The organism is Micromonospora profundi, assembly GCF_011927785.1.
In the GTDB taxonomy this organism is placed as follows: domain Bacteria; phylum Actinomycetota; class Actinomycetes; order Mycobacteriales; family Micromonosporaceae; genus Micromonospora; species Micromonospora profundi.
The window spans coordinates 757,080-775,038 of record NZ_JAATJK010000001.1 but is presented as its reverse complement, the minus strand read 5'-3'; the positions used below and the strand labels follow the sequence as shown (position 1 = coordinate 775,038).

The window sequence follows — 17,959 nt, the reverse complement described above, 5'->3', positions numbered from 1 at the left end:
CCGTGGTCGCCGCTCGTTAGGCTCTGCGGTTGTGATCAGCGAGGACACCGCTGCCGTACGCCCGCCCGTGCTGCGCCCCGGCGACACTGTGGCGCTGGTGTCGCCGTCCGGGCCGACCTCGCCGGAGCGGGTGGCGCGTGGTGTGGAGCTGCTCACCGGTTGGGGGTTGCGGCCGGTGTTGGCGGCGAACGCGTACGCCCGGCACGGCTACCTGGCCGGCACCGACGAGCTGCGCGCGGCCGACCTGAACGCCGCGTTCACCGACCCGCAGGTACGCGGGGTCATCTGCACCCGCGGCGGGTACGGCGCGCAGCGGATCGTGGACGCGATCGACATGGCCGCCGTCCGCCGCGACCCGAAGGTGGTGGCCGGCTTCTCCGACATCACCGCGTTGCAGCTCGCGCTGTGGCGGGGCGCCCGGCTGGCCGGCGTACACGGCCCGGGCGCCGCCTGGCGGGACGAACGCACCCCGCTGCGGTCGGCCGAGTCGCTGCACGCCGCGCTGATGACCACCGAACCGGTGACGGTCACGGCGGCGCCGGAAGAGGACACCTTTGGCGTACGCGTCGCGGGCCGGGCCACCGGCACCCTGCTCGGCGGCAACCTGTGCATGATCGTCGCGTCGGTGGGCACCCCGGACCTGCCGGACCTGACCGGGGCGGTGCTGCTCATCGAGGACGTCCAGGAACCCCCGTACAAGGTCGACCGGATGCTCACCCAACTACGCCGGGCCGGCGTGCTCGACGGGCTGGCCGGGGTGGCGGTGGGACAGTTCACCGGCTGCGCCGACGGCTGGGACACCACTGTCGCCGACGTGCTCGGCGAACGGCTCGGCGACCTCGGCGTACCGGTGCTCGGCGGCCTGCCGATCGGCCACGGCCCCGGGCAGCTCACAGTGCCGGTCGGCACCGAAGCGCACCTGGACGCCGACGAGGGCACCCTGACTGTCACCTCGGCGGTGCGCTGATCCTCACCTGGTCACCCCGAGGTGGGCTACGGCTCCGATTTCCAGGGCGGCCCAGACCGCGCCGTCGGAGGTGACAGTGAGGCCGTGCGGTTCCGAGGCGGGCGTCGGCAGGTCGTGGCCGGTGATCCGGCCCTGGGCGTCGATGTGGCCGATCCGGTTGGCGCCCCACTCGGTGAACCAGCAACCGCCTCCCGGGTCGGCGACGATCGCGTGCGGGCGGGCCGCACGGTCCGGCAGCGGGAACTCGTCGATCCGACCGTCGGGCGTGATCCGGCCGAGTTGCCCGGCGACGATCTCGACGAACCAGAGCGCGCCGTCGCCGCCGGCAGTGATGCCGACCGGCCCGGCGGCCTCGGTGGGCAGCGGGTGCACAGTCACCGCACCGTCGAGATCAACCCGGGCGATGGCGTTGCCCTGGTTGAGCGTGAGCCACAGCGCGTCGTCCGGGCCGGCGGCAAGCATCGACGGGAAGCCCTTGGCGACCGGCAGCGGATACGTGGTGACCACCCCGTCGACGGTCACCCGACCGACGGTGTCGTCGCCCATGCCGGCGTACCAGAGTGCTCCGTCCGCACCGGCGGCCAGGCCGCAGGGAGCGCTGCCCGGCGGCAGCGCCACCGAGTCGACATTGCCGTCGACGGTGATCCGGCCGAGCCGGTCGTCTCCCGAGCGGGTGTACCAGAGCGCGTCGTCCGGGCCGGCGACGATGATCAGAGGACGGCTGTCCGGCGGGTCGTCCCGGTAGGTCCGTACCTCGCCGTCGAGGCCGAGCCGGGCGATGCCGCCGGAGCCGGCGAGCGTCAGCCAGAGCGCGCCGTCGGGACCAACAGTGATCGAGTACGGGCCGGAGCCCGGCCCGGTGAGCGCGACCTCGCGGATGACTGCCTGTGTCATGCGATGCCCTTTCGTCGGGTTTCGCCCAGCCTTCCGGCCGCCCCGGTGTGACGCAACCCGAATAAGACCGGCCCTTTCCCCCGGATTGCCAGCCCGCTGACAGGTTCGTCATGGGTTGCGCCCAGCTCCGGCGGTCACTGTCGGTGACGTCATCGCATCACCACCGACAGGAGATTCGCATGATCCGCAAGATGTCGAAGAAGCACCTGCTGGCCGGCGTCGCCGCCGCTGGAGTGCTCGGCGTCGGGATCGCCGCCCCGACGGTGGCTCTCGCCGACGACAAGACCCCGTCCCCGAGCGCCAGCACCACCGACCAGGGCGGCGACCGCCAGCAGCGGCACGCCGACCGGCAGGCCGAGTTCGCCGAGGCGCTCGCCAAGGAGCTGGGCGTGTCGACCGACAAGGTCACCGCCGCGCTGGAGAAGCTGCACGAGCAGCGGCAGGGCGACCGGCCGGAGCGGCCGTCGGCGCAGGACCGGCAGGACGCCTTGAAGGAGCGGCTGGACCAGGCCGTCAAGGACGGCAAGCTGACCCAGGAGCAGGCCGACGCGGTGCTCAAGGCAGCCGAAGCAGGCGTGTTCCCGGGCAAGGGTGGTCCGGACGGCAAGGGTGGTCCGCACGGCAAGGGCGGCCCGCACGGCAAGCCTGGCCAGGACGGTCCGCACGGCAAGCCCGGCCAGGACGGCCCGAAGGGCGAGCCCACTCAGGACGACGAGTCCGGCCAGACCGGCAAGTGACCGGTGGCCCCGCCGGTGCTGGCCGCACCTCCTCCTGGCTGGCACCGGCGGGCCACCACTCCGCGCCCACCGCACCCTGCGGGTTCGCGGCTGTCGTGACGGCAACGAACACTCGGCTTCCTGGAAACCGGGGCATCAACCAGGCCCGGACACCGCGATTTCCAAGAAACCGAGTCGATCAAGGCGCTGTGCTCGCCCCCCGCTCGCTGCCCGAACGCGCCGCATAACCGCACACAGGAACGGGCGCCGCACCCGGGACGTACCCGGATGCGGCGCCCGTCGTTCTGTCCCGACCCCGTGGCACCAACGCTGTCACCAGGGGCGGGACAGTCCTCAGCGAGCGGTCGCGTACGCGGCGCAGCCGATCAGCTCGAGCGAGACCTGAAGCCGCTCAAGGCTGATGTTCTTGGCGATGGTGTCCTCGGGGGTGTGGTACGGAGGCTCCAGCAGTGCCGGGCTCTCCTCGCCCCGCCAGGAGAAGTTGGCGCTGGCGATGCCGACCTCCTGGAAGGACTGGTGGTCGCTGGAGCCGCGCTGCGTCACCGGTGACATGCGCGGGTCGTAGCCGAGGCGCAGGCCAGCGGCCGTCACCTCGTCGGTGGCCCGGTTGGCCTGCCCGTCGAAGGACAGCTGCCAGTACCGGGTTGCCGGGTCCCAGCTGGTGGCGACCATGTCGTTCTGGTACACGGCGAGGAACCGGTCCCGCTCCGCCTGCGGCAGCTGCCGGACGTGGTAGCGCGAGCCGAGCAGCCCCTGCTCCTCCGAGCCCCACAGGGCGAAGCGGAGAGTGGCGTTGACCGGGATGGCCTTCATGACGCGGGCCAGCTCGAGGCAGAGCACCGTGCCGGAGCCGTCGTCGTTGGCGCCAGGAGCGCCGATGACCGTGTCGTAGTGGGCGCTGACCATCACGACCGGCCCGTTGGCGCCGGCGCGTCCGACCCGCTCGGCGATGACGTTGTGGGACGTCAGGTTGCGGTGCGCGGCGGTGGAGATGACGAGCGTGAGCCGCCGCCCGGAGGCGACGAGGGCACGCAGCCGCTCCTTCTGCGCCTGCGCGACACCGACCACCGGGATCGGCACCGGCGAGTTGGCCGAGCCCGGCAGGGTCGGCGTGAACGTCCCACTGCGCCGCGGCGGCACGCCGTCGGCGGCCAGGAACACCACGGCGGCCGCCCCACGGGCCAGCGCGGTGGCGACCAGCTGCTCACGCCGGGCCGCCACGTAGTCGATCAGCACGATCTGGCCGGCAACGCTCGCGGGGTAGTTCTCGGGTGCGCCCGCGCCCACGTCGACCACGTCGCCGCTGACCGTGGTGTCCAGCGCGGCGTGCGCCGAGGCGCCGGCCTGCCAGTTCAGGTCGGTGGGCAGTCCGGCCGGCGAGGAGAGTTGGGCGAGGAACTTGTCCGCCACCGCGAACGGCTCCAGCTCGACGCGGTAGCCGTGGTGGGCCAGTTCCTTGGCGATGTAGTCGGCGGCGCGGCGCTCGGAAGAGGTGCCGCCGATGCGCGGACCGATGTCCTCACTGAGGTAACGCAGGTGCTTCACGGCCCGCTCGGCCGAGACCTGAGCGATGATCTTGCGATCGTCCGACGTGAGGGCCGGCTTCCGGCTGGCACCGGGGCGCTTGTCGTTTGCCGCCCAGGCCGGGGCCGGAAGAGCCACGGTGGCGGCGCCACCGAGAGCAATGGTCAGCATGCGGCGTCGGTTCACATTGGAGGACGACGCTGAATCAGTAACGGGGGTAATGGGGTGACCGCCGTTGGTCAAGTGCTTCTCCTTACTTTGCCGAGCCTGCTCGATGATTGACTGAGCAGGCCCGAGGAAAGTCGAACCTATCCACCTCCGGGCCGGCCTCCAAGATCTGTTCGGACGGTCGTCGGAGAGCAGGCAGCCACCTCGTTCCACCAGGCGGACCAGCGCATACTCCCTGGTAGGGGCAGTCCCCGACGATTTGCCCGCCTTGATCACCTCTGCCGGGCCGTTTACGCCCGACACGCCGAAAAGCACTCGTGACATATTCCACTGATGTCAGGCAACCCGATATCCGCGCCATCCCACAACGCGGGCGTCGACTCCCAGAAACGCCGCGACGCGGCAGCCCGATTCGGGTGCGTTCGTCGCCGTCCGAGCCGACGACGAACGCACCTCCGTCGAGGTCAGCCGCCGGCCGGTGGCGTGAAGACGCCGAACCTGTTGCCGGACGGGTCACGCAGCCAGGCGCGCACCAGACCGGCCGGCGTTGTCACCGGCGCCACGAGCACCGTGCCGCCGGCCGACTCGGCCCGCCGGCAGGTCTCCGCCACGTCCGCCACCTCGGCGTAGAAGATCGCGTAGTTCGCCTCGTCCCCACCGAGGCCCCGGATCGCGCCGCCGATCCCCCGCCCACCGCCGGCCGTCGTCTGCCGGTACGACCCACCCGGGCCGCCCTGCTCCTCGAAACTCCAACCGAACAGGTCGGTGTAGAAGCGTTGCGCCTCGTCCGGCCGGTCGGAGCCGATCTCGAACCAGGTCACGGGCGTGCTGGACATGCTGCCTCCTCGCTGCGCCGGCCGGACGGCCGGCGTCGGAAAACAGCATCGTCGCGGCCCGCGACAGCGTCCTGTCGGTGTTTCGCAGACAATCAGACCAGGCTCAGCGGGCGTACCCGGTCGGCCGGAACGTCGAGGTCACCGGGACGCAACTCCCGGGTCACCGGCTCGGCCAGCGGGTGCACCGACCTGATCCGGTCGGTGCGGAAGCAGCGGACAGCGTCGCGCAACCGGCACCAGGCCACCAGGTACCAGTGCGTCTCGTTGCCCAGATAGCCGAGCGGTTCCACGTCGCGTGCCGAGTCGGCGCCGTCGCGGTCGGCGTACCGCAGCCGAAGCACCCGACCGGCGGCGACCGCGTCGGCCACGGCGGCCGGGACGGCAGTGCCCGGCCCGCCACCGACCAGGTGCACCCGCCCGGCGAGCCGGTGCGCCTCGGCCACCGCGGCGGGTGGCATCACGGCGACCAGTTTGCGCAGCGCGACGCCGGCGGCCGGGGCGAACGGCGAGCCGCCCAGCCGGTGCAGCGCGACGGCCATTGCCACCGCCTCGCCCGGCGTCAGGTTGACCGGGGGCAGGGTGCGCGCCCGGTCGACCACGTAGCCGCCAGCCCGGCCCGGCTCGGCCCAGATGGGCACCCCGGCGCCCTGCAACGCGGTGATGTCCCGCTCCACGGTGCGGGTGCTGACCTCGAAGTGGTGGGCCAGCCAGCGCGCGCTGCGCGGACGCGGCGATATTGCGCGCAGCTCTTCGACAAGGGCGTAGAGGCGGTCGGTACGGTTCACCCCCGGAACCTAGATCCGAGGTACGACAGCCTCAGGCGATGCAGGCGCAGACGATCAGAGCCGCGCCGAAGTGCGTGGCGGCGCTGATCCGGGCAGCCGGGTGCGGCTCGGGCGAGCAGATGACCTCACCGAGCTTGCCCGGGGTGAGCAGGTCGAGCACCACGAATGCCAACGCCATGATGGCGAGCCCGACCAGCCCGAAGACCACTGTGGAGGCGAGCCCCTTACCGAAGTCGCTGTAGCTGGTCAGGATCGCCGTGAAGACGATCCCGGCGATGCCGAGCTGGTTGGCGGCGAGCAGCAGCCCCGCGTTGGCGTTGCGGTCGACCCAGATCAGGTCCCGCAGTCGCCCGGGGGTCAGCAGGTCGACCAGGCCGAATCCGGCCGCCATGAGCCCGACACCCACGACACCGAACACGATGCTCTGCCAGGCACCGCTGAACAGATCCTCCAGCACGGACTGCCTCCCGAATCTCCGCCCGGAGGGGTACCGGCGCGGTGATCGAGACGATAGCGGCAGTGCGCCAACGCGTCATCCCCGGCTCTACAGCGCCAGGTAACGCTGCCGCTCGTACGGCGTGACCTCGCGGCGGTACTGCTCCCACTCGGCCCGCTTGTTGCGCAGGAAGAAGTCGAAGACGTGCTCCCCGAGCACCTCGGCGACCAGTTCGGACTCGGCCATCACGTCGATCGCCTCGGAGAGGTTCTCCGGCAGCGCCTCGTAGCCCATGGCACGCCGTTCGGCGCTGCTCAGCGACCAGACGTCGTCCTCGGCGCCCGGCGGCAGTTCGTAGCCCTCCTCGATGCCCTTGAGGCCGGCGCCGAGCAGCACCGCGAAGGCGAGGTACGGGTTGGCCGCCGAGTCCGGTGAACGGACCTCGACACGAGCCGAGTTGGGCTTGCCGTACGCGGGCACCCGGACCAGCGCGGACCGGTTCAGGTGACCCCAGCAGACGTACGCCGGGCTCTCGGTGATGCGGTCCGGCAGTGCCTGCGGGAACAGCCGCTTGTAGGAGTTGACCCACTGGTTGGTGACGGCCGTGTACTCCCGGGCGTGCACCAGCAGGCCGGCGATGAACGACTTCGCCACCTTGGAGAGCTTCATCGGGTCGCCACTGTCGTGGAAGGCGTTGCGTTCGCCCTCGAACAGCGACAGGTGGGTGTGCATGCCGCTGCCCGGCTGGTCGGTGAACGGCTTCGGCATGAAGCTTGCCTGCACGCCGGTGGAGAGCGCCACCTCCTTGACCACGTGCCGGAAGGTCATGATGTTGTCGGCGGTGGTGAGCGCGTCGGCGTAGCGCAGGTCGATCTCCTGCTGGCCGGGGGCGACCTCGTGGTGGCTGAACTCCACCGAGATGCCGATCCGCTCCAGCGCCAGTACGCCCTGACGGCGGAAGTCGCGGGCCACCGCGTGGGTGGTGTGCTCGAAGTAGCCGCCGGTGTCGACCGGGGTGGGCACCGAGCCGTCCTGCGGACCGTTCTCCAGCAGGAAGAACTCGATCTCGGGGTGGGTGTAGAAGGTAAAGCCCTTCTCGGCCGCCTTGGACAGCGCGCGGCGCAGCACGTGCCGCGGGTCGGCCCAGGACGGGCCGCCGTCGGGCAGCAGGATGTCGCAGAACATCCGCGCGCTCTCGCCGCTGACCCCGCCCTCGAACGGGAAGACCTGGAAGGTGGTCGGGTCGGGCATGGCCACCATGTCCGACTCGAAGACCCGGGCGAAGCCCTCGATCGCCGAGCCGTCGAAGCCGATGCCCTCCTCGAAGGCAGACTCCAGCTCCGCGGGTGCCACCGAGACGCTCTTGAGCGTGCCCAACACGTCCGTGAACCACAGCCGGACGAACCGGATGTCCCGCTCTTCCAGCGTGCGGAGGACGAACTCCTGCTGACGGTCCACTTCCCCAACCCCTCGCGACACTCTTTTTGTCCGCCTTGGTCGGGCTGTACCCGACCTGCCCGCCCAGTGTTCCCGGGCCTGGTTACGCAGACGTTACGCGAACCACAGCCGCCCGTCCCCTCGTGTCCCGTCCGCCGGGCCGTACCGTGCCGCACGCTGGCCCGGCCGCCGCCGAGGGCCGCCCGCCGGGCGCGCCGTGGCGTGGCCGCCATCTCGTCCGAGGGTACGGATTGGCCGGGCGGAGCTGGGGCAAGATGAACACATGCCCACCCTGCGTCTCGCCCTGTCCCAGGTCAACCCGAGAGTCGGCGACCTCTCCGGCAACGCCGGCCAGGTCCGCAGCTGGACCCGCCGGGCCGCCGACGCTGGCGCCCAACTGGTCCTCTTTCCCGAGATGATGCTTACCGGATATCCGGTCGAGGATCTCGTCTTCCGGCGCTCCTTCATCGCCGCGTCCCGCGCCGCCCTGGAGCGGCTCGCCGCGGACCTCGCCGCCGACGGCCTCGGTGACCTGCCGGTCGTGGTCGGCTACCTCGACGCCGACGGCCCACCACAGGTCAGCGGGGACGCCGAGCCGGGCCGGGGTGCCCGCAACGCCGCCGCGCTGCTGCACCGGGGCACTGTTGTCGCCCGCTACTTCAAGCACCACCTGCCCAACTACGGCGTCTTCGACGAGGACCGCTACTTCATCCCCGGCGACGAGCTGACAGTGGTCCGCATCGGCGGCGTCGACACCGCGCTGACCATCTGCGAGGACCTGTGGCAGGCCGGCGGTCCGTTCGCCGCCGCCCGGCAGGCCGGCGTCGGCCTCGTGGTCAACATCAACGGCTCGCCGTACGAGCTGAACAAGGACGACGTCCGGCTGCCGCTGGTCCGGCGCCGGGCCGCCGAGGCGGGTGCCACCGTCGCGTACGTCAACATGATCGGCGGCCAGGACGAGCTGGTCTTCGAGGGCGACTCGATGATCGTCACGGCCGACGGCGAACTGCTCACCCGTGCCCCGCAGTTCGTCGAGCACCTGCTCGTACACGACGTCGACCTGCCGGCCGCCACCACGGCGCCGGGCAGCCAGAGCGTCGCGGACGACATGCGGGTCGTACACAGCATCGTGGAGACGATCCCGCCCGCACCGACCGGCCCGGCCGCCTCCGGCGGGCTGATCGAGCCGGTGGCCGACGAGGCCGAGGTGTGGCAGGCGCTGGTGCTGGGCCTGCGCGACTACGTCAACAAGAACGGTTTCCCGTCCGTGGTGCTCGGCCTCTCCGGCGGCATCGACTCGGCGGTGGTGGCCGCCCTGGCCGTCGACGCGCTCGGCCCCGACCGCGTGGTGGGGGTGTCGCTGCCCAGCCAGCACTCCTCCGAGCACTCCCGCGAGGACGCCGCCGACCTGGCCAAGCGCACCGGCCTGGACTACCGCGTCGAGCCGATCCAGCCGATGGTGGACAGCTTCCTGGCCAACCTGTCGCTGTCCGGTATCGCTGTGGAGAACCTCCAGGCCCGGGTGCGCGGCGTCATCCTGATGGCGCTGTCGAACCAGGAGGGCCACCTGGTGCTGACCACCGGCAACAAGAGCGAGCTGGCCGTCGGTTACTCCACCCTGTACGGCGACTCGGTCGGTGGCTTCAACCCGATCAAGGACGTCTGGAAGACGCTGGTCTGGCGGCTGGCGAAGTGGCGCAACGCCGACGCGGCCCGCCGAGGCGAGACCGCCCCGATCCCGGAGAACTCGATCGGCAAGCCGCCGAGCGCCGAGTTGAGCCCAGGTCAGCTGGACAGCGACAGCCTGCCCGACTACGACGTACTGGACCCGATCCTCATCGGCTACGTCGACGGCGACCTCGGCCGGGACGGGCTGGTCGAGTCCGGCCACGACCCGGCGGTGGTGGACCGGGTGCTCCGGCTGGTGGATACCGCCGAGTACAAGCGACGGCAGTCCGCCCCCGGCGCGAAGATCTCGATGAAGGCGTTCGGCCGGGACCGTCGACTCCCCATCACCAACCGGTGGCGCGAGGACGGCTGAGTCGTCCAGGTGGGCGCCGGGTCACCAGCCCGGCGCCCCGTGGCCCGGTGGCCCTCGTTGGCTCGGTGGCCTCGTGGCTCCGTGAGTGACATCTTCCACTGCGCACTGCCGTCACCCCGTCCGCCGGTGCGACGATCGCGACGGAACCCGGGGACCGCGCAGGCGGCCTCGAGGAAGGAGACAACGATGGTGGAGTCCACTCCCAACGAGGTGACCGCGCTGTACGGCGGCCCGGCCACCCGTAGGGTCCGCACCCGCGACCTGATCGCCGCCAAGGAACGCGGCGAACGGTGGCCGATGCTCACGTCGTACGACCAGTACACCGCGGGGATCTTCGACCAGGCCGGCGTACCGGTGCTGCTTGTCGGCGACTCGGCGGCGAACAACGTGTTCGGCTACGAGACCACCCTGCCGGTCACCACCGACGACCTGCTCCCCCTGGTACGGGCCGTGGTGCGCTCGACCCGGCAGGCCCTGATCGTCGGTGACCTGCCCTTCGGCTCGTACGAGGAAGGTCCGACCCAGGCGCTGCGCACCGCCGTACGGTTCATGAAAGAGGGCGGCTGCCACGCGGTGAAGCTGGAGGGTGGCCGCCGCTGCGCCGCGCAGATCGCCGCGATCGTCGGTGCCGGCATTCCGGTGATGGCGCACATCGGCTTCACCCCGCAGAGTGAGCACACGCTGGGCGGCTACCGGGTGCAGGGGCGAGGCGACACAGCCGACGAGGTGCTCGCCGACGCGCGGGCGGTGGCCGATGCGGGCGCCTTCGCTGTGGTCCTGGAGATGGTGCCCGGCGAGGTGGCCAAGCAGATCACCCACGAACTGCCCATCCCCACAGTCGGCATCGGCGCCGGCCCGGACACCGACGCCCAGGTGTTGGTCTGGCAGGACATGGCCGGCCTGCGTACCGGCAAGGCCCCACGCTTCGTGAAGCGGTACGCCGACCTGGCCGGCACCCTGACCGAAGCCACCCGCCGCTTCGCCGACGAGGTCCGCGGCGGCGAGTTTCCGGCAGCGGAACACACCTTCTAGCTCTGCCAGGTGCTCCGGCGCGGTGTTCCAGCGCTGGCGCGGCACTCAGAGTGGCGGCGGGACCGCCGGCTCAGGTCCTCGGGCACCTGCCGGTCCCGCCGTCGCCAGCGCGCCCATCTGGCGGCTGGAGCGGATCGATCATGGCGACCGAGAATGTCGTACACCTGTTCTAAGATTTGCCTGTGATTGATGCGTTGGAGCAGGCCGAGGCCGCAGTGGCGGCCTGCTCTGACGCGGCAACCTGGGCAGCTTCCGAGCACGATCTCGTCGCCGCGTTGGATGCGGCGCACCGCCTCGAACAACGTGTGGCGGCGGTCAAGCTGGCGCTGGTGCGGGAGGTGGACGGTCGCGGCACGGCCCGCCGCCAGGGCGCGTCCTGCACGCCGGTGTGGCTGCGCGAGCGGCTTCGACTCACCATCCCCGCCGCCCGCCGACTGGTCGAGCTCGCCGCCACCCTCGACAACGGCCCTGCGGAGATCCGCCAAGCCCTCGCCGAGGGCGCCATCAGCGTGGAGCAGGCCCGCATCATCGGCGACACCGTCGCCACGGTCCACGCCGCCGCCGACACCTCGGCAGCCGGCAAGGCGGTCGACGTGCTCCTCGGATGGGCTGGCCAGTTCGACGCCACGTTGTTACGCCGGATGGGTGCCCGGATCCTTGACCACGTGGCGCCGGAGGTGGCTGACGCCGCCGCCGAGGCGGCGTTGAGAGCGCAGGAGGCGGCAGCGGGCAACACCCAGCGAACAGGCACCCGGCAACGGACCGCAGCCAGCGGACAGCGACGCAGCCGGACAGCGACGCAGCGGCAGCCGCCCAACAGCCAGCCGCCTCGCGCTCGTTCAGTCGGCGCGATTGAGGCAGACCGGAGACCTACGGCGAGTCCACGCGGACCGCCGCCGCAGGCCGTCTACAGGTCGGTGACGCGGATGCCGGCGTGCGCCTTGTAGCGCTTGTTGATGGCGATCAGGTTGGCGGTGAACGCCTCGATCTGGTGGGCGTTCCGCAGGCGGCCAGCGTAGATGCCGCGCATGCCGGGAATCCGGGCGGCGAGCGCGCCGACAACGCCGACCAGTTCGCGGTCTTCGGTGCAGATCAGCACGTCCAGGTCGATCCGGTCGACCTCGGGGTCGGCCAGCAGCGGGGCGCTGACGTGGTTGAACGCGGCACAGACGCGGGAGTTGGGCAGCAGCGCTGCGGCCTGCTGGACGGCGCTGCCCTCGGGAACGGTGAGCGCGTACGGGCCCTGCTTGTCGAAGCCGAGCGGGTTGACGCAGTCGACGACGATCGTGCCGGCGAGCGGCTCGGCGAGGGCGGCGATGGTCGCGGCGTGTCCGTCCCACGGCACCGCGATGATCACCACGTCGCTGCGGCGGGCCACCTCGTCGTTTGCCGCGCCGGTGATGGTGGCGTCGGCGGGCATGCCTGGCAGTGCGGCGATCTCGGCGGCGGACTCGGAGGCCCGCTCCGCTGACCGGGAGCCGATCAACACCGTCTGCCCCGCCCGCGCGAACCGGTAGGCGAGACCCCGCCCCTGATCGCCGGTGCCACCGATGATGCCGACCGTCAGCCCGGACACGTCGGGCAGCGTGCTCGCGTCGTATGCCATGGGTTCATCCTCGCAAACCGCCTGGTCCGGCAGCAGCGGCGGGCACTGTGACAATCCCCGCTACGCACGCGCCGAACGCCCCGCCAAAGGCACGCCGGACGCCCGAGCCAGAAGGCTCAGGCCAGCTCGAACAGGACGGTACGGGTCGTCGGGTCGGCGGTGACGAGGCGGACCCGGACCCGTTCGCCGAGCGGCAGTTCGCCGAGGCAGCGGGCGCGGACCGGCGGTGCGTCCAGGGCCACCGTCCCGCCGGGTGGGCGGGGGCGAGACTTACCGTTGGGAGGGGAGTCGACGTCGAGGACCGCCGCGTCGAAGGTCTCCCCCAACCGGTCCGCGAGCAGCACTGCTTCGGCAAGTTCCACGGCGCCCCGGCTGGCCGCCGAGGCGGTCCGGTCGGTGCTGGCCATCACCTCGGGCAGCCGGGGCAGCGCGGCGCGCGCCCAGTCGGGCACCGCCCGGCCCTCGTGCAGGGCCAGGCAGACCTCTGTGGCGTACCTGTCGGCCAGGCGCCGCAGCGGCGCCGTGACGTGGGCGTACGCGGCGGCGACGCCCCCGTGTTCGGGTTGTTCGGGCGTTGCCCCGTCGAATGCGGTGTACGCCGCGCCGCGCATCAACTCGGCTGCCTGGTCGATGAAGGCGGCACAGCGCGGTTCGGCCGGGTCCAGCCGCGCGATCACCTCGCCCGGGGCAGCGCCGTCGGGCCAGTGCACGCCCAGCGGCGCGGCGGCGGCCCGCAGCCGCTGCACCGCCTCCGGCTTGGGTCCGGGCATGGTGCGCAGCAGGCCGATGCCGCCGGCCAGCATGATGTCGGCAGCGGTCATCCCGGTCAGCAGGGAGATCTGCGCGTTGTGTTCCTCCATGGGCGCCGGCCCACGCAGCACCAGCCGCCAGCCGTCGCCGTCGGGCTCCACGTCCTGTTCTGGCAGCGGCAGGTTGATGGCGCCCCGACGCAGGCCTCGGGCGGTCAGCCGGTCGCCGATCTCGGGCAGCAGCGCGATCGGGTCGGGCAGCGTGCCGGCGTCGGCTGCCGCCTGCACCCCTGTGTAGTCGAGCTTGGCGCGGCTGCGGACCATGGCGCGTTCCAGCTCGACGGCCACGGTGCCGCCGTCGGCGTCCAGGTCGATGGTCCAGACCACTGCGGCCCGGTCGTCGTCGGGCAGCAGGCTCGCCGCGCCCTCGCTGAGGGTCAGCGGGTGCAGCGGTACGTGCCCGTCGGGCAGGTAGACGGTCTGCCCCCGCCGCCAGGTCTCCTCCTCCAGCGCGCCGCCGGGACGGACGTGGGCGGCGACGTCCGCTATCGCGTACCGCACGCGGTAGCCGCCGCCTGGACGGCGGGCGAGGTGCATCGCCTGGTCCAGGTCGCGGGAGGTGGCAGGGTCGACAGTGACGAACGGTACGTCGGTGCGGTCGACGGCCGGCCGGGGCGGCGCGGAGGCAGCCGCGTCGGCCTCCCGCTGGGCGTCTGCCGGAAACTCCTCGGGCAGGCCGAGCTCGCGGCGCAGCGCGCCGAAGTCGATGCGGGGGGCGAGTACGCGTCGGATCACCACGGGGTCAATCCTGACAGCGCCGCCGGTGATCCGCTTCCGGTGACCGGCCGAGATCTCCCGGCCGGTTCACTCCTCGGATCCGGCGGCGTGCGCTCAGCCGGTCGCCTTCCGGGCGGTGCTGCGCGTACTCCGGGGGGCTGTGGCTCGTGCGGCGACCGGGCGGGCCGGTGACTTACGGGCGGTCACCTTGCGGGCGGGCGCCTTGGCCGCTGTGGTCTTCTTGGCGGGTGCCTTCTTGGCTGCCGCCTTGCGGGTGGTGGCCGACGAGGTGCTTGTCGACTTCGCGGCGGGGGCCTTCTTCGCCGCGGCCTTGCGGGCGCCGCCGCTCGGGCGGGTGGACGCGGTCTTCTTCGCCGCCGTCGTCTTCTTCGCCGGGGCCTTCTTGGCGGCCGTCTTCGTGGCCGGCGCCTTCTTGGCCGCGGTCTTCACCGCCGACGAGGTGGTCTTGCGCGCGGCGGCGGTGGTCTTCTTCGCCGCCGACGACGTGGTCTTGCTCGCGGCGGCGGTGGTCTTGCGCGCCGCGGAGGCCGGGGTCCGCTTGGCCGCGGTGGTCGTCTTGCGGGTGGTGGTCTTCTTCGCCGGGGCCTTCGCGGCCGCCGTCGTGGTCTTCTTGGCCGGCGCCTTCTTGGCCGCCGCGGTGGTCTTCCGCGCCGCTGAGGTCTTCTTCGCCGTCGCGGTCTTCTTCGCCGCTGCGGTGGTCTTCGCCGTCGTGGTCTTCTTCGCCGGCGCCTTCTTGGCGGCCGTGGTGGTCTTCGTGGCCGGGGCGCGGCCCGCGCCGCCGGCTGCCTTGCGGGCTGGCGCCTTCGCCGTGGTGGACTTGCGCACGGGCGTGGTCCGGCTCGCTCCCGTGTTCCGCTCCGCCGCTGCGGTCTTCTTCGCGGTGGTGCGCCGGGCAGCCGGGCGGGTGGTGGCCTGCTGTGCTTCGGCCATCGTGGTTCCTCCTTGGGGACGTGCTCTCGCGTGCGTCCTCGCGGAGCACGAATCACCGCGACGCGGGCCGTCCCGCGCCGTCTACTTGTCCTCCCCGGCCCAACGGGCGTCCTCGGCATCCCACGCCTCGTTGCGCTCCTGCACCCGTTGCAGTGCGTTCTCCGCATCGGCCGCCGAGTTGTACGGGCCGAGAACGTGCTTCGCCGGGCACACGTCGGCGTCCGTCTCGACCCGGTGATGCCGGGTGCACCAGTAGAACTGCCCACCACGTCCGCTGTCGCTCATGGGAATCACTGTGCACCGGGAACCAACCGGCCGCCACCGGATCGCGCAAGTCGCCGACCTTCTCCACAGTAGAGCTGGTTTAAGCCTCTTGGGCCGGAACAGCGAAAGAAGCCCAAGTCGGGATACTTCCTCCCGCCAGCGGCAGTCAGCCGAACGGCCGGTTCCGCCCCACAGAAGGCTGGGGCAGCATCGGTCGCCGTGATCAATACGGTGACCGGCACGGGGGCGTGCCCGGGGTGTGGGGCAACGACGGCGTCCGTACGAGACGCGGTGCCCTGGTGTCCCCGCTGCGAGTGGAATCTGGACACGTACGACCCGGTGCGGCGCGAACGCGAGTTCGGCTGGACCTGGGTCGACCGGTGGACCTATCGGATGGCGTTCCGAACGACCGGACGGCAGTTCGCCCAGCTGGTCGGGCGACCGCTGGGCGCGAACGGCTCCGGTCGCGCCCGGGCGCTGACAGCGGTGGCGTCGCTGGTACTGGTCGCGGCGGTCCTCGCGCTCGCGATCACCGGCGTCTGGCTGATCGTGGCGTTCCCGTTTCCCAACCTGGCGATCCTGCCGGGCGTCGCGATGGTCTGCCTGGCGGTCGCGCTGCGGCCCCGGTTCGGTCGGCTCGACCCGGAGCTGGAGGTGCTCTCCCGGGACCAGGCACCGGAGTTGTTCGCGCTGATCGGCGAGGTGTCCACGGCGGTCGGAGCCCCGGTGCCGGACGTGGTCGGCGTGAGCGACGACATCAACGCGTACGCGGGTGCGGTCGGTTTGCGGCGCCGGAAGGTGCTGTGCCTCGGGCTGCCGTTGTGGGGTTCCCTCACCGCCGGCGAGCGGGTGGCGTTGCTCGGCCACGAACTCGGCCACTTCGTCAACGGTGACCCGCGCCGGGGGCTGCTCACCCAGCCCGCGTTCACCATGCTCGGATCGGCGGCCGACCTGTTCCGGCCGGTGGACACCGTCCGCGGCGGCGGGATCGTGGAGATGGTGGGCGACGCGCTGGGTCGGGCGTTTCAGTGGGTGGTGTCCCGGCTGTTGTTCGGCGCCCACCTGGTGTTGGTGAGCGTGGCGCTGCGGGACAGCCAACGTGCCGAGTACCTCGCCGACGAGCTGGCCGCGCGGGTGGCTGGCTCGACTGCCGCTACCGATCTGCTCGACGCGACGCTCGGCGCCGAGTCGATGGCGCTGGCGGTGCGTCGGGAGACCCGGGCAGGACATGGCCCGGACCGGTGGCGTTCGGCATTGGCCGAGGCCCGCGCCGCGAGCTCCGATCGGCTGCCGCTGCTGCGCCAGCTGTCGGTCCATGACGAGGTGTCGCTGTTCGCTGCCCACCCGCCGACGGGACTGCGCCGCCGGATGCTCGCCGAACGGCAGTGGCAGGATCCGACGGTGGTGCTCACCGAGGCCCGTATGGAGCGGATCGACGCGGAACTCACCAAGGAGTACGAGCGCTTCCGCCGTACCGTCAGCTGGTCGGCCTGACGCCGACGTGGCGTGACGGGACGACGCTGGCCGGTCGGGTCGTGCCTATGATCGCCGGATGGGGACACCGGACTACATCGTGGGGATGCGCAAGCACGTCGGCCACGATCTGCTCTCGCTGCCGAGCGTCAGTGCCGTCATCCGCAACGACGCCGGTGAGCTGTTGCTCGGCCAGCGCTCCGACGACGGGCGCTGGTCGGTGATCAGCGGGTTCGTCGAGCCGGGCGAGCAGCCGGCGACCGCGCTGGTCCGCGAGGTCCGCGAGGAGACCGGCCTGGACGTGGCTCCGGTGCGGATGTCCAGTGCCGTCTCGCACCCGCACACCTACCCCAACGGGGACCGGTGCGAGTACCTGAACCTGGGCTTCCTGTGCCGGGTGGTGGCCGGCACCGCACGGGTCAACGACGACGAGTCGCTGGCCGTGCGGTGGTTCCCGATGGACCGACTGCCCGCGCTGGACAAGCACGCGCTGCTTGTCATCGCGTACGCGCTGCGCGAGAACACCACGGCCGGCTACCTGCCGCCGGGCACGACGTGGGACGACGTACCCGACTGAGCCGCGCCGGGCTGCTGCATGATCCAGGTCGGCAGCGGCTCTGCCACGTACCGCACGACCTCCCAGCCGGCGCGGCGGTACAGCTCGACGTTGGCCGGTTTGCTGGTCTCCAGGATCGCCGGCAGGCCATCGGCGGCGGCCCGATCCAGCCCGGCCCGCATGACGGCGCGACCCCAACCACGCCCGGCGCTGTCGGGGTGCGTGCCCAGGACGCCGAGATACCAGTACGGGAACTCCGGCAGCGCGGCGTGCACGGCCGCGTCGTAACCCTCGACCCGGCCCAGCACATCGGCAGGGTAGTGAGCGGCGAGACTGCCCTCGGGCGCGAGGGAACCGTCGGCCGGTGGCTCCCAGATGGCGACCGACGCGCCGCCGCCGATCGTCCAGATCGACGACCTGTGCACGCGCTTGTCGAAGAGGTTCCCGAAGAAGGCGGCGGCGTACCGCGGGTAGGTCTCCTCGTCAGGGAACAGGTACCGCAGGACGGGATCCTTGACGAACGCGGCGACGAGCGAACCGACGACCGCCGGACGGTCCGCTGGGGTGGCGATCGTGATCTCTGGCGCTGTCACAGCCGCCGACACTATCGCGGCCGAGCGACGCGGGTGTCCGTGCGCGACGCGGCCCCGCAGCCCGGCGGGGTCGAGTGGCTCGGAGTTGAGCCACTCGACCGCCCCGCCCAACGGCGGCAGATGCACCCGGCCG

Annotated in this window: 18 protein-coding genes; 7 read left to right on the top strand and 11 right to left on the bottom strand. The window is 71.8% G+C overall.

Features of this window, described 5'->3' with window-relative positions; all coding sequences use genetic code 11:
* Window positions 1-31: 31 nt before the first annotated feature.
* Window positions 32-967 (top strand): S66 peptidase family protein, encoded by a 936-nt coding sequence (locus F4558_RS03655; RefSeq protein ID WP_053653228.1) that lies wholly within the window; start codon window positions 32-34, stop codon window positions 965-967.
* Between the two features lie 3 nt (window positions 968-970).
* Here F4558_RS03655 and F4558_RS03650 read toward each other — a convergent pair whose 3' ends face one another.
* On the bottom strand, window positions 971-1,861 hold the full coding sequence (locus F4558_RS03650) for a Vgb family protein (protein ID WP_167943202.1): 891 nt from the start codon (window positions 1,859-1,861) through the stop codon (window positions 971-973).
* Between the two features lie 179 nt (window positions 1,862-2,040).
* On the opposite strand from F4558_RS03650, the gene F4558_RS03645 reads away from it, so the two are divergent.
* Entirely contained in the window at window positions 2,041-2,598 is a 558-nt protein-coding gene (locus tag F4558_RS03645; protein WP_245241259.1) for a hypothetical protein, read from the top strand.
* A gap of 333 nt (window positions 2,599-2,931) precedes the next feature.
* Here F4558_RS03645 and F4558_RS03640 read toward each other — a convergent pair whose 3' ends face one another.
* From F4558_RS03640 to glnA, 5 genes are all read right to left on the bottom strand, one after another.
* A complete protein-coding gene (locus tag F4558_RS03640; RefSeq protein WP_167943201.1) occupies window positions 2,932-4,293 on the bottom strand; it encodes a M28 family peptidase in 1,362 nt (453 codons plus the stop codon).
* Between the two features lie 461 nt (window positions 4,294-4,754).
* Window positions 4,755-5,126 carry a VOC family protein gene (locus F4558_RS03635; RefSeq protein WP_167943200.1) on the bottom strand — a complete coding sequence of 124 codons (372 nt, stop codon included), beginning with the start codon at window positions 5,124-5,126 and terminating at the stop codon, window positions 4,755-4,757.
* 92 nt (window positions 5,127-5,218) lie between these two features.
* Window positions 5,219-5,911, bottom strand: coding sequence for a helix-turn-helix transcriptional regulator (locus F4558_RS32050; protein ID WP_053653224.1), 693 nt, complete (start codon window positions 5,909-5,911; stop codon window positions 5,219-5,221).
* A gap of 31 nt (window positions 5,912-5,942) precedes the next feature.
* Window positions 5,943-6,368: a DUF350 domain-containing protein gene (locus F4558_RS03625; RefSeq protein ID WP_053653223.1), complete on the bottom strand. Its 426-nt coding sequence runs from the start codon at window positions 6,366-6,368 to the stop codon at window positions 5,943-5,945.
* An 87-nt stretch (window positions 6,369-6,455) separates the two neighbouring features.
* The gene (gene glnA / locus F4558_RS03620; protein WP_053653222.1) at window positions 6,456-7,805 is read right to left on the bottom strand and encodes a type I glutamate--ammonia ligase; all 1,350 of its coding nucleotides are present in this window, start codon (window positions 7,803-7,805) and stop codon (window positions 6,456-6,458) included.
* Window positions 7,806-8,067: 262 nt separating this feature from the next.
* Between glnA and F4558_RS03615 the strand changes: the two genes are divergently transcribed.
* From F4558_RS03615 to F4558_RS03605, 3 genes are all read left to right on the top strand, one after another.
* A complete protein-coding gene (locus F4558_RS03615; RefSeq protein ID WP_167943199.1) occupies window positions 8,068-9,825 on the top strand; it encodes an NAD+ synthase in 1,758 nt (585 codons plus the stop codon).
* A 186-nt stretch (window positions 9,826-10,011) separates the two neighbouring features.
* Entirely contained in the window at window positions 10,012-10,857 is an 846-nt protein-coding gene (gene panB / locus F4558_RS03610; protein WP_053653220.1) for a 3-methyl-2-oxobutanoate hydroxymethyltransferase, read from the top strand.
* Window positions 10,858-11,039: 182 nt separating this feature from the next.
* Window positions 11,040-11,804 carry a DUF222 domain-containing protein gene (locus tag F4558_RS03605; protein WP_167943198.1) on the top strand — a complete coding sequence of 255 codons (765 nt, stop codon included), beginning with the start codon at window positions 11,040-11,042 and terminating at the stop codon, window positions 11,802-11,804.
* On the opposite strand, the gene npdG is transcribed toward F4558_RS03605, so the two are convergent.
* From npdG to F4558_RS03585, 4 genes are all read right to left on the bottom strand, one after another.
* Window positions 11,765-12,463, bottom strand: a complete 699-nt coding sequence (gene npdG / locus F4558_RS03600) for an NADPH-dependent F420 reductase (RefSeq protein ID WP_053653217.1) — start codon at window positions 12,461-12,463, stop codon at window positions 11,765-11,767. The two genes, F4558_RS03605 and npdG, sit on opposite strands and share 40 nt — an antisense overlap.
* A 116-nt stretch (window positions 12,464-12,579) precedes the next feature.
* Window positions 12,580-14,010: an RNB domain-containing ribonuclease gene (locus F4558_RS03595; RefSeq protein WP_167943196.1), complete on the bottom strand. Its 1,431-nt coding sequence runs from the start codon at window positions 14,008-14,010 to the stop codon at window positions 12,580-12,582.
* A 93-nt stretch (window positions 14,011-14,103) separates the two neighbouring features.
* The gene (locus F4558_RS03590; RefSeq protein ID WP_231639956.1) at window positions 14,104-14,940 is read right to left on the bottom strand and encodes a histone; all 837 of its coding nucleotides are present in this window, start codon (window positions 14,938-14,940) and stop codon (window positions 14,104-14,106) included.
* Between the two features lie 81 nt (window positions 14,941-15,021).
* Window positions 15,022-15,225, bottom strand: a complete 204-nt coding sequence (locus F4558_RS03585) for a hypothetical protein (RefSeq protein WP_082377299.1) — start codon at window positions 15,223-15,225, stop codon at window positions 15,022-15,024.
* Between the two features lie 270 nt (window positions 15,226-15,495).
* On the opposite strand from F4558_RS03585, the gene F4558_RS03580 reads away from it, so the two are divergent.
* Together F4558_RS03580 and F4558_RS03575 are read left to right on the top strand one after the other, a co-directional pair.
* A complete protein-coding gene (locus F4558_RS03580) occupies window positions 15,496-16,698 on the top strand; it encodes a M48 family metallopeptidase (protein WP_231639955.1) in 1,203 nt (400 codons plus the stop codon).
* A gap of 58 nt (window positions 16,699-16,756) precedes the next feature.
* Entirely contained in the window at window positions 16,757-17,254 is a 498-nt protein-coding gene (locus F4558_RS03575; RefSeq protein ID WP_053653213.1) for an NUDIX hydrolase, read from the top strand.
* Here F4558_RS03575 and F4558_RS03570 read toward each other — a convergent pair.
* Window positions 17,212-17,826, bottom strand: a complete 615-nt coding sequence (locus F4558_RS03570) for a GNAT family N-acetyltransferase (protein WP_197281454.1) — start codon at window positions 17,824-17,826, stop codon at window positions 17,212-17,214. The genes F4558_RS03575 and F4558_RS03570 overlap by 43 nt on opposite strands.
* Between the last annotated feature and the right edge of the window lie 133 nt (window positions 17,827-17,959).

What these genes read in the sequence shown, in the direction of transcription:
- F4558_RS03585 (WP_082377299.1), bottom strand. Translation starts at nt 15,225, where the DNA reads ATGAGCGACAGCGGACGTGGTGGGCAGTTCTACTGGTGCACCCGGCAT.
- F4558_RS03575 (WP_053653213.1), top strand. Translation starts at nt 16,757, where the DNA reads ATGGGGACACCGGACTACATCGTGGGGATGCGCAAGCACGTCGGCCAC.
- F4558_RS03615 (WP_167943199.1), top strand. Translation starts at nt 8,068, where the DNA reads ATGCCCACCCTGCGTCTCGCCCTGTCCCAGGTCAACCCGAGAGTCGGC.
- F4558_RS03635 (WP_167943200.1), bottom strand. Translation starts at nt 5,126, where the DNA reads ATGTCCAGCACGCCCGTGACCTGGTTCGAGATCGGCTCCGACCGGCCG.
- panB (WP_053653220.1), top strand. Translation starts at nt 10,012, where the DNA reads ATGGTGGAGTCCACTCCCAACGAGGTGACCGCGCTGTACGGCGGCCCG.
- F4558_RS03590 (WP_231639956.1), bottom strand. Translation starts at nt 14,940, where the DNA reads ATGGCCGAAGCACAGCAGGCCACCACCCGCCCGGCTGCCCGGCGCACC.
- F4558_RS03650 (WP_167943202.1), bottom strand. Translation starts at nt 1,861, where the DNA reads ATGACACAGGCAGTCATCCGCGAGGTCGCGCTCACCGGGCCGGGCTCC.
- F4558_RS03645 (WP_245241259.1), top strand. Translation starts at nt 2,041, where the DNA reads ATGATCCGCAAGATGTCGAAGAAGCACCTGCTGGCCGGCGTCGCCGCC.
- npdG (WP_053653217.1), bottom strand. Translation starts at nt 12,463, where the DNA reads ATGGCATACGACGCGAGCACGCTGCCCGACGTGTCCGGGCTGACGGTC.
- F4558_RS03640 (WP_167943201.1), bottom strand. Translation starts at nt 4,293, where the DNA reads ATGCTGACCATTGCTCTCGGTGGCGCCGCCACCGTGGCTCTTCCGGCC.